We start from the raw sequence: 8,662 nt of genomic DNA, 5'->3' as shown, positions 1-8,662 counted from the left end.
AAAGTACTGGCCCCAAGCTGGTGCTGTTTAATTATCAGGATAGTCGCAGCAGCATACATCCCACCGACTTCCTGGCGGGGTTTGCCGGCTATCTGCAGGTTGATGGTTATGCCGGATATGAGAAAACCCACGCGACCTTAGTCGGCTGCTGGGCACATGCCAGACGTAAGTTCGTTGAAGCACAAAAAGCGCAGGGTAAAGGCAAAACGGGTAAAGCGGATGTGGCCCTTAACCATATCCAGAAACTCTATGCATTGGAGAGTAAATTAAAAACCGTGCCGCCTGATAAGAAGTATGACGCCAGGCAAACGCTAGCCAAGCCACTGTTGGAGCAATTCAAAAGCTGGCTGGATAAATCAAGCGAGAGCGTCACGAAAGAAGGTTTACTGGGAGCTGCTATCACGTATAGCCTGAATCAGTGGTCCAAACTTATGCGCTATCTGGATGATGGCAGGTTGAATATCGACAACAATCGCGCTGAGCGCGCCATCAAACCGTTCGTGATTGGTCGCAAGGCATGGTTGTTTGCCAATACCAAATCGGGAGCACAAGCCAGTGCGGCACTATACAGCCTGGTTGAAACCGCCAAAATCAATGGTCTGGAACCCTATGATTACTTATGCCGGTTGCTGACAGAGTTGCCCAAAGCCAATACCCATGAGCAATTACAACAACTCCTACCTTACTAATCAGCAGCCACACCGCAAGGTGTGGTTGCTGTTACGCTTACACTGCTGATTCCAGGTTAGCGTTGCGCGATGATTTGGTAAGTCTTTCTCCAAGCGTGAAACTTTGAAATCGCCCGTAACATCTGTAAAACGCGTTACTGTTGTGTCAGTCCAGTTATAGGCCAAACTAAAAGTTGAACGCCCATCCAGGATGCTGGTGCTGTAATTGGCAACTAAATCAAGGCCGCGAGTCACGGTGTCAAAGTCGTTGGTCAGTAACGTCACCTTCGACAGTGATTCTACACCACGTACTCCAGCCGCACGCAATACGTCACGGTCAGTTTGGCTGACATCAAACTCAGTAGACTGGCTGATCCGATCATCGACTTCAATCCGGAACCAGTCAGCAGTAAAGAAGAAACCACTGCCACTGTATACCAGACCCAGGGTATAGCTGCGTGATTCCTCCGGTGTCAGTTCCTTACCACCTTTTAACAGTGATACCGGATGCGTAGGAGGCAACAGGGCAACATCTTGCAGCTCACCTTCAAAGATTGCGGTACGGACGTTACGCACGTTCGCCTGACCTACAGTCGGTGCCCGGAAGCCGGTGCTGTGCGAGCCACGCAGAGCCCAGTCATCATTTAAGCGATACTGGCCGGTGATCTTGTAGTTGGTGGTATTGCCAAAGCTGTCGTAATCTTCAAAACGCAGCGCGGCGGCCATCAACAGGTTGTCCGTAAACTCGGCTTCGACATCAACATAGGCCGCATAGTTACGACGAGTGTTCACGCCGGCATCGTCTGGTTGAAAGCCTGGGAAACCGTTAGAGCCGTTGGTTAATTGGCTGACATAAGGGCCGATTTCCCAGGACGCGACTTCACCGGCAACAATTTCAAAGGTTTCTTCAGTCCACTGTAAACCACCGGCTACCGCGACATCATTATGTAAGCCCATATTGACATACTTAATAAAGTCGGCAGTAAAGTTCTTCTCTAACTGGATATATTTACCCGCCTCGAAGTCTGTTGGGGTATCTGGCCCCAATGAGGCATTTACCGTGTTGATTATGTTGAATGCCGATTCATTGCGACCAACTGAGGCCGAAAAGTCATAGAACACGCCCTGCGCAAAGCCGGATTTGAATTCGCCCTTAGTGCCTGCCGTTAGTGAGGTATCAGTAATATTACCGCCAAAATTCGGGGTAAAGCCGCCCGGGAACATCGAGAAGAAGGTAAAGCAGTTTGCCGGTAGCGCATTGACCCGGGCAGTAATTTCGTTATGGCTCAGTTTGCGCGTGCCATCAAATAGCGAGACATTGCTACAGTTACCTAAGCCCGCAGTATCGATGACTTCCAGCGTTTGCCCACCATCATTTGAGAACACGCCACCACGGGTATGGGGGTTACGGTAATAGAAACCACCGGTCACATCACGTTCAGAGTAGTTACCAAAGATATAGGCTTCACGATCATTACCCAGATCCAGGCCAGCGTTGGCAAACAGTGTAATATCATCTTTGATCTTCGGCGAACCCCATACCTGGGTAATAGGGGCAATAAAGGGGTTACCTTGGGCTGCCAGCGCGGCAGCATCAGCGCGCTGGACGCTGCGACTGGTAGGGTCAACGTTCTTGTACTGCATACTGACGTTAAAGAAACCATTATCAGTCAGCGGCATGCCAATGTTGGCAGCGATTTCTGTCGAGGTACCATCGCCGGCAAAAAATTCGCCTTGCTTCACCTCAATAGAACCGCCATCAGCGTTATCCTTCAGTACAAAGTTAATCACACCTGCGATTGCATCAGAGCCGTACTGAGCAGCGGCACCGTCTCGCAGCACTTCAACTTGTTTTAGGGCGATTCCCGGGATCACCGAGATATCCGGCCCCTGAGCGCCATCATTCAGGCCGCCGCCTAAAAAGGTGATAACCGAAGCTCGGTGACGGCGTTTGCCATTTAATAACACCAAGGTACTGTCTGATGATAATCCGCGCAGGTTGACCGGGCGGATCAGGGTCGCGGCATCACTGATCGGTGTGGTTTGCACGTTTAACGAAGGAATAGTGGTGGTCAGCATATTCAGCATATCGCTGCTACCACTTTTCATCAGTTCATCACCGCCGATAATATCAACCGGTACCGGTGAATCGGCAATCGATCGCGGTGCAGCGCGGGTACCGACCACGGCAATTTTTTCGACTTTTTGTTCTTCAGCTGCTGCTTCCTGAGCCAGAGCACTGGTAGAGTAGAGTCCCAATGCCAGCCCGGAGGCTAACGCGTATTTTACTGCCCGGCAGACCGGGCTATATTGGTTAGCTTTATTGGTCATGATTAGTTCCTGGATAATTGACAAAAGTTGCGGACGCTACGCTATTATTTTTAATGGCGTCTTTTTAAACATATTTTAATATTGTGCCGCTGTCTATCTTATTTAAGCTGCATTTTGGCGCAACTGCAGGATTTTTAAACAGCAAAACCTTAAAGAGGAACAGCCTTTGCATACATTCAAGACTGTAGGTAAAGCGGAAATCCGGATTATACCCTTAACTGACATCGCAGCTCAGTCAGTGGTCGAGCTCGCAACCTTGGTGCATGGCCCGGGCTATTTAGACAAGGCTACACTGATGGAGTGGCAGAGTCTGGGGCAAAGCACCGGCGTTAATGCCAACTTTATTGCGCTTGCTGATGAGCAGCTAGTCGGATACCGGCTCAGTTTTAGCGCCGGTAACTGGCGACAAGATGAGTGGTGTTCGCCAGCTCTGTGGCCGGTAGACGCCGCAAAGCTGGCTTATTTTAAATCTGTCGCAGTACATCCGGCTTGGCAGGGGCTGGGTATTGGTCAACAGTTGTTGCAGCAGGCAATTGCTGCACTCAAACAGCAGGGTGCGAAAGCCGGCCTGGCGCATTTATGGCGCGAAAGCCCGCATAACAGTGCCGTGCGCTATTTTAGTAAAGCCGGTGGACGCTTATTAAAAGTTCATCCTAACCGCTGGCAGCATCTGTCTGCGGCAGGTTATCTTTGCCCGCGTTGTGGTGCGCTCTGTTACTGCAGTGCGGCCGAGATGGTACTGGAGTTTTAATGCCCGCTTTTTACGATCCTTATATCGCAACGTCTTTAGATAGCGGTAACCACTATGTCGATTCTTACTGGACCGCAGGTACTTCGGTAGCAAGTCAGGCTCAGTCCTCAGCACTGCCAAAGCAGGCTGAGATCGTGGTGGTAGGAGCCGGTTATACCGGCCTTAGCTGTGCTTACGAGCTGAGTCAACGCTATCAGCGGCAGGTGGTGTTGCTGGAGGCGAATCAACCAGGTTGGGGCTGCAGCAGCCGTAATGCGGGCTTTGTGCTGCGTGGTACCGGTCGATTGGGCCTCAGCCAGCTTAAAGCCCGGTTTGGCTTGGAGCTGGCCCAGCTATTTCACCAGGAATATGGCTTAGCCTTGCAGCGGTTAAAAGACTTGGTCGCTGTCGGTAATATCGATTGTCAGGCGCAAACACCGGGGTATCTGAAAATTGCCCACACAGTAAAGCAGGCGCAGTTACTGCAGCAACAAGCTGAGCGCTTACAGCGGGATTTTGCTTATGCGGTCAGTTTTCTGGATCAAACAGCACTGCAAGCTTGTATTAATAGTCCGGGCGCCTTTGGCGCCTTACGACTACCGGATTGTTATGGTATTAATCCGTTTCTATTGCTGCGGGGGCTGGCAGGTTTAGCTGAGCGCAGCGGGGTAAAGTTATTTGCCAATACCTCACTGCAGGCGATTAATCACACCGGTGCTGGCTACCAACTGACTACCAGTGCCGGTTCACTGCACTGTGAGAAATTGGTGCTGGCCACTAATGCCTATACACCGAAAAATATTCTGCCTGAGCTTAACCGGGGCTGCCTGCCGGTGCTAAGCAGCATTATTGTAACCCGGCCCCTGACTGCCTCAGAGCTATCGGCCTGTGGCCTGACGCCCGGCTTTATGGCGATGGATACCCGAGCCCTGAAATATTACTACCGGCTATTACCGGATAATCGCGTGCTATTTGGTGGTCGCAGTGCGATCAGTGGCGCTGATTTGGCCAAGCCGCATTATCCGGCGCAGTTACGCCAAGCGCTGTGGCAAACCTTGCCGGCGCTGCAAGGTATCGATTATCAGTATCACTGGGCGGGTTGGGTTGGCGTCTCTTACGACGATCTGCCGCGTATTGCTCAAACTTCCGAGGGAATCTATTATGCTGCCGGCTATTGTGGCAGTGGCGTATCTTATAGCTTACTGGCCGGACAACGCCTGGCCGAAAAGCTGATGGGCGAAACGCTACCGCCATTGCCGCTGTATCAAAGCCCGCTGCAGCCTTTTCCGTTTACCCGCGGCCGCCGGCTGGCACAATATGCCTATTATCAGTGGGCGCAATTTGCGGATCGGTTTTTAAGTTAGGCGTCACAAAGTTAGAACTTATAAAAATAAGGATTAAGCAGTATGCCAGCATTTTGGCCAGAGTTTTTACTCATCGCGACCGCCCATTTACTCGCCGTTGCCAGCCCCGGTCCCGATTTTGCGATAGTTTTACGCTATGCTGTGCGTTATGGCCGGCAAACTGCCATTTGGGCTAGTCTGGGTATTGGTACCGCTATTCTGTTGCATATTACCTATTCGCTGGTCGGTATTGGCTTGCTGATTAAAACCACACCCTGGTTATTTCAGGCACTAACGGTGGTGGCTGCCGGCTATCTGATTTATCTGGGACAGGGGGCTATCCGGGCCCGGCCGCCGGTTGGCATAGCAGGTGAAGAAGAGGCGATGCCTGATGTGCCGGCGCGCCGCGCCGCTTTTTTTGCTGGCTTTATTACCAACGGTTTAAATGTGAAAGCGACCTTATTCTTTTTGTCGCTGTTCGCGGTGGTGATTTCAGCCAGTACACCGCTCAGTTATAAAGTGATCTATGGCCTCTATATGGCCGTTGCTACCGCGCTCTGGTTCTGTTTGTTATCCGTTTTGCTAACCCGACCACCGGTGCGGCGCTTGTTGCTGGCGAAAGGTTATTGGTTTGATCGGTTAATGGGTATCGTACTGTTACTGCTGGCTGGCCATTTATTACTCAGTACCTTTTTACCGGCTTAACAAGCTGGCAGCACGAAAACAGCGGTTGGACAGCAGGCCGGATGTCGTTATAATGCGCGCCGCCCTTGTGGCGCTAACCATTAATTGCACTGGATTTGCGATCCAGCCTGGCAAGAGGATAAAAGATGTTTGTTGTAGCTGCCTTATATAAGTTTGTTGATTTACCGGATTATGAAGCTCTGCGCGAGCCGTTGTATAACCATATGGTGATGCATAAGGTGAAAGGCACCTTGCTGTTAGCCGCGGAAGGGATTAATGGCACTATCTCTGGCCCGCGCGAAGGGGTCGATGCGGTAAAAGCCTGGCTGGACGCTGATGGGCGCTTTGCGGGGATGAGTTACAAAGAATCTTTCGCCGCGGAGCAGGCGTTTTATCGCACCAAGGTTAAATTGAAACGAGAAATCGTGACTATGGGTGTCGAAGGCCTGGATCCAAAACATATCGTTGGCACCTATGTTAAGGGTGAAGAGTGGAATAAGCTGATTAGCGATCCGGACACCATTCTGATCGACACCCGTAACGACTATGAAGTGGCGATTGGTACTTTCGAGGGCGCGATTAACCCCAACACCACCAGTTTTCGCGAGTTCCCACAGTGGGCCGCCGAGAATCTGGATAAAACCAAACACAAAAAAGTGGCGATGTTCTGTACCGGTGGTATCCGCTGTGAGAAATCGACTGCCTTTTTAAAAACCCAGGGCTTTGAAGAGGTGTACCATCTGGATGGCGGTATCCTGAAGTATCTGGAAGAGATGCCGGAAGAAAACAGCAAATGGCAGGGCGAATGCTTTGTGTTTGACCAGCGCGTGGCGGTAAAGCATGGGTTGGAGCAGGGTAGTTATGACCAGTGTTATGCCTGCCGGATGCCGTTATCGGCTGCCGATCTGGCGTCTGAGCACTATGTCAAAGGCTTAAGCTGCCCGCATTGTCACGACAAAACCACGGACGAGCAAAAAGCAGCCTTCGCCGAGCGGCAAAAGCAGGTACAACTGGCGAAAGCACGCGGCGAAAAACATATCCGCGACGGCAAATTCGAATCCTAAGCGAAACAGCCGTTATCCACAGCACTCCGGTACCAGTCTGAACTTATCCACAGCACTCCGGTACCGGTCTGACCAGCTTGTTAGCGCTAAAGCAACATCTTCTCGCCAATGCTGCTGCATAAAGCTGCAATAAATCTAATTAATCGAACATTACCTGCGTTTTAATGCAATTTTCTTTCGGGTTCTTTCAGGTAAGCTGGATAGCGTTTCGTAATGACTGTCTCCCGGAGGAACCTGATGAAAAAATTACTGTTAGCATCATCTTTAGCTGCATTAATGGCATTGCCGGCACAAGCCGCTGACTATGTGATTGACACTGAAGGCGCACATGCCTTTATCCAGTTTAAAATTAGCCACTTAGGTTATAGCTGGCTGTATGGCCGTTTTAATGACTTTAGCGGCGACTTTAGTTACGACAGCAATAATCTGGCCGCCTCGAAAATCAATGTCACTATCGATACCACCAGTATCGACTCAAACCATACTGAGCGCGATCAACATTTACGCAGCGCTGATTTTCTAAACGTTGAAAAATTCCCGCAGTCCAGCTTTGTTAGCACCAAGGTCGTTCCCACCACCGGTGATAACTTTGAGCTGCATGGCAAGTTCACGTTAAATGGTGTAACCAAAGATATCGTGATTGCTGCCGAGAAAATTGGTGAAGGTCAGGATCCCTGGGGCGGTTATCGGGCAGGTTTTGCCGGCACCACCGCCTTTGCATTAAAAGACTTCGGCATCAACTATGACTTGGGCCCGGCCGCGGCAACTGTCTATCTGGAGCTGAGTGTCGAAGGGATCCGCAAGTAAGATGCTCAATTGCCGCAGTTTTGGCTGCGGCACGCCCTGCGGCCTATTTCTGAGGATTAACGCTGTTCCAGCTGCGCGGCTAACTGCGCTCTGGCTTCGATAAAGTCGGCTTCATCCAGCACCACCCTGGCAATTTGCTGATACAGCACTCTGGCACGCACAATATCACCCTGAGCGAGGTATAACTGCGCTAAACGTAATCGGGCGCGCGGCAGACGGGGTTGCTGGCTATTATCATAGAATGACAGATAGCTTTCCAGCGCATGGATCCCCTCCAGCTGGTAGCGCTCGGTAAACACGGCCAGCCGCCCCAACTGGAAATGTACATTCTGCTGGCTTACCGGATCGCTAAGCAATGGCAACAGCTGTAAATAGGTTTGTTGTGCTACCAGAAAGGCGCTTTGCTGGGTTAAGACGGCACCTTTGCGTAGCAAGAGTTCGGTGTTATCCGGTGTCTGCAGTAACTGGGCATCAAGCAGCGCTTGCGCATCACTCAACCGGCCCTCAGCCACAGCAATACCAGCCCGGGCAAGGGTGCCCTGCACCGGATTTTTCGCAAATAACTGCTCGGCAAGTTCAGCTGCTAAAGGCTTGCTACCACCGGCAGTGGCAGGAGCGACCTGATAAAAGTTAATCAGCGCTTGCTGTGCCAGATAGTTTTCCGGATCCAGGCTGATGGCTTTTTGCAGCAGCTCCAGACCATCGGTTGCTCTTTTACGGGCATTAAAGATATTGCCACTATTCGCCAACGCGATTTTGTTCAGTGCCGCCTGCGTCAGCAGGGCGCTGTGCTCTGGAAATTCTTCAATCAATTGATTTAACAGCGTATTGGCTTCTTCGCGGAACTGTTGCTGGATCAGCGAGCGTACCATCAGCAGCATCAGCTGCGGATCGCGCCGGGCAGCCGGATCTTGCTCCATACGTTGTAATAACTCGGTATAACGCGCCTGAGCAAATAAAGACTGATAATCGCTGTTGGCGAGTGCCGGCAGCGGTAGCGTTAACATCAACGACAGAACAAGAGCTTTCATCAAC

Annotated in this window: 7 protein-coding genes and 1 pseudogene; 6 read left to right on the top strand and 2 right to left on the bottom strand. The window is 51.1% G+C overall.

The window, feature by feature from the left end:
• Positions 1–689: pseudogene (locus AJE_RS00895) on the top strand (IS66-like element ISAba24 family transposase); the annotation flags it as partial.
• Here AJE_RS00895 and AJE_RS00890 read toward each other — a convergent pair.
• The gene (locus AJE_RS00890) at positions 690–2,999 is read right to left on the bottom strand and encodes a TonB-dependent receptor plug domain-containing protein (RefSeq protein WP_008949247.1); all 2,310 of its coding nucleotides are present in this window, start codon (positions 2,997–2,999) and stop codon (positions 690–692) included.
• Positions 3,000–3,165: 166 nt separating this feature from the next.
• On the opposite strand from AJE_RS00890, the gene AJE_RS00885 reads away from it, so the two are divergent.
• The 5 genes from AJE_RS00885 to AJE_RS00865 all read left to right on the top strand — a co-directional run bounded on the left by AJE_RS00885 (position 3,166) and on the right by AJE_RS00865 (position 7,627).
• Positions 3,166–3,750, top strand: coding sequence for a GNAT family N-acetyltransferase (locus tag AJE_RS00885; RefSeq protein ID WP_008949246.1), 585 nt, complete (start codon positions 3,166–3,168; stop codon positions 3,748–3,750).
• A complete protein-coding gene (locus AJE_RS00880) occupies positions 3,750–5,093 on the top strand; it encodes an NAD(P)/FAD-dependent oxidoreductase (RefSeq protein ID WP_008949245.1) in 1,344 nt (447 codons plus the stop codon). The genes AJE_RS00885 and AJE_RS00880 overlap by 1 nt, the downstream gene beginning before the upstream one ends.
• Before the next feature lie 42 nt (positions 5,094–5,135).
• Positions 5,136–5,777, top strand: a complete 642-nt coding sequence (locus AJE_RS00875; protein ID WP_008949244.1) for a LysE family translocator — start codon at positions 5,136–5,138, stop codon at positions 5,775–5,777.
• 125 nt (positions 5,778–5,902) lie between these two features.
• Entirely contained in the window at positions 5,903–6,820 is a 918-nt protein-coding gene (trhO, locus tag AJE_RS00870; protein ID WP_008949243.1) for an oxygen-dependent tRNA uridine(34) hydroxylase TrhO, read from the top strand.
• A 237-nt stretch (positions 6,821–7,057) separates the two neighbouring features.
• A complete protein-coding gene (locus AJE_RS00865; RefSeq protein ID WP_008949242.1) occupies positions 7,058–7,627 on the top strand; it encodes a YceI family protein in 570 nt (189 codons plus the stop codon).
• 56 nt (positions 7,628–7,683) lie between these two features.
• On the opposite strand, the gene AJE_RS00860 is transcribed toward AJE_RS00865, so the two are convergent.
• Positions 7,684–8,658, bottom strand: a complete 975-nt coding sequence (locus tag AJE_RS00860) for a tetratricopeptide repeat protein (protein ID WP_237709272.1) — start codon at positions 8,656–8,658, stop codon at positions 7,684–7,686.
• Positions 8,659–8,662: the final 4 nt, after the last annotated feature.

This window comes from Alishewanella jeotgali KCTC 22429 (genome assembly GCF_000245735.1).
Taxonomy (GTDB): Bacteria; Pseudomonadota; Gammaproteobacteria; order Enterobacterales; family Alteromonadaceae; genus Alishewanella; species Alishewanella jeotgali.
This window is presented reverse-complemented; position numbering and strand designations above follow the sequence as displayed.

What these genes read in the sequence shown, in the direction of transcription:
- AJE_RS00880 (WP_008949245.1), top strand. Translation starts at nt 3,750, where the DNA reads ATGCCCGCTTTTTACGATCCTTATATCGCAACGTCTTTAGATAGCGGT.
- AJE_RS00860 (WP_237709272.1), bottom strand. Translation starts at nt 8,658, where the DNA reads ATGAAAGCTCTTGTTCTGTCGTTGATGTTAACGCTACCGCTGCCGGCA.
- AJE_RS00890 (WP_008949247.1), bottom strand. Translation starts at nt 2,999, where the DNA reads ATGACCAATAAAGCTAACCAATATAGCCCGGTCTGCCGGGCAGTAAAA.
- AJE_RS00865 (WP_008949242.1), top strand. Translation starts at nt 7,058, where the DNA reads ATGAAAAAATTACTGTTAGCATCATCTTTAGCTGCATTAATGGCATTG.
- AJE_RS00875 (WP_008949244.1), top strand. Translation starts at nt 5,136, where the DNA reads ATGCCAGCATTTTGGCCAGAGTTTTTACTCATCGCGACCGCCCATTTA.
- trhO (WP_008949243.1), top strand. Translation starts at nt 5,903, where the DNA reads ATGTTTGTTGTAGCTGCCTTATATAAGTTTGTTGATTTACCGGATTAT.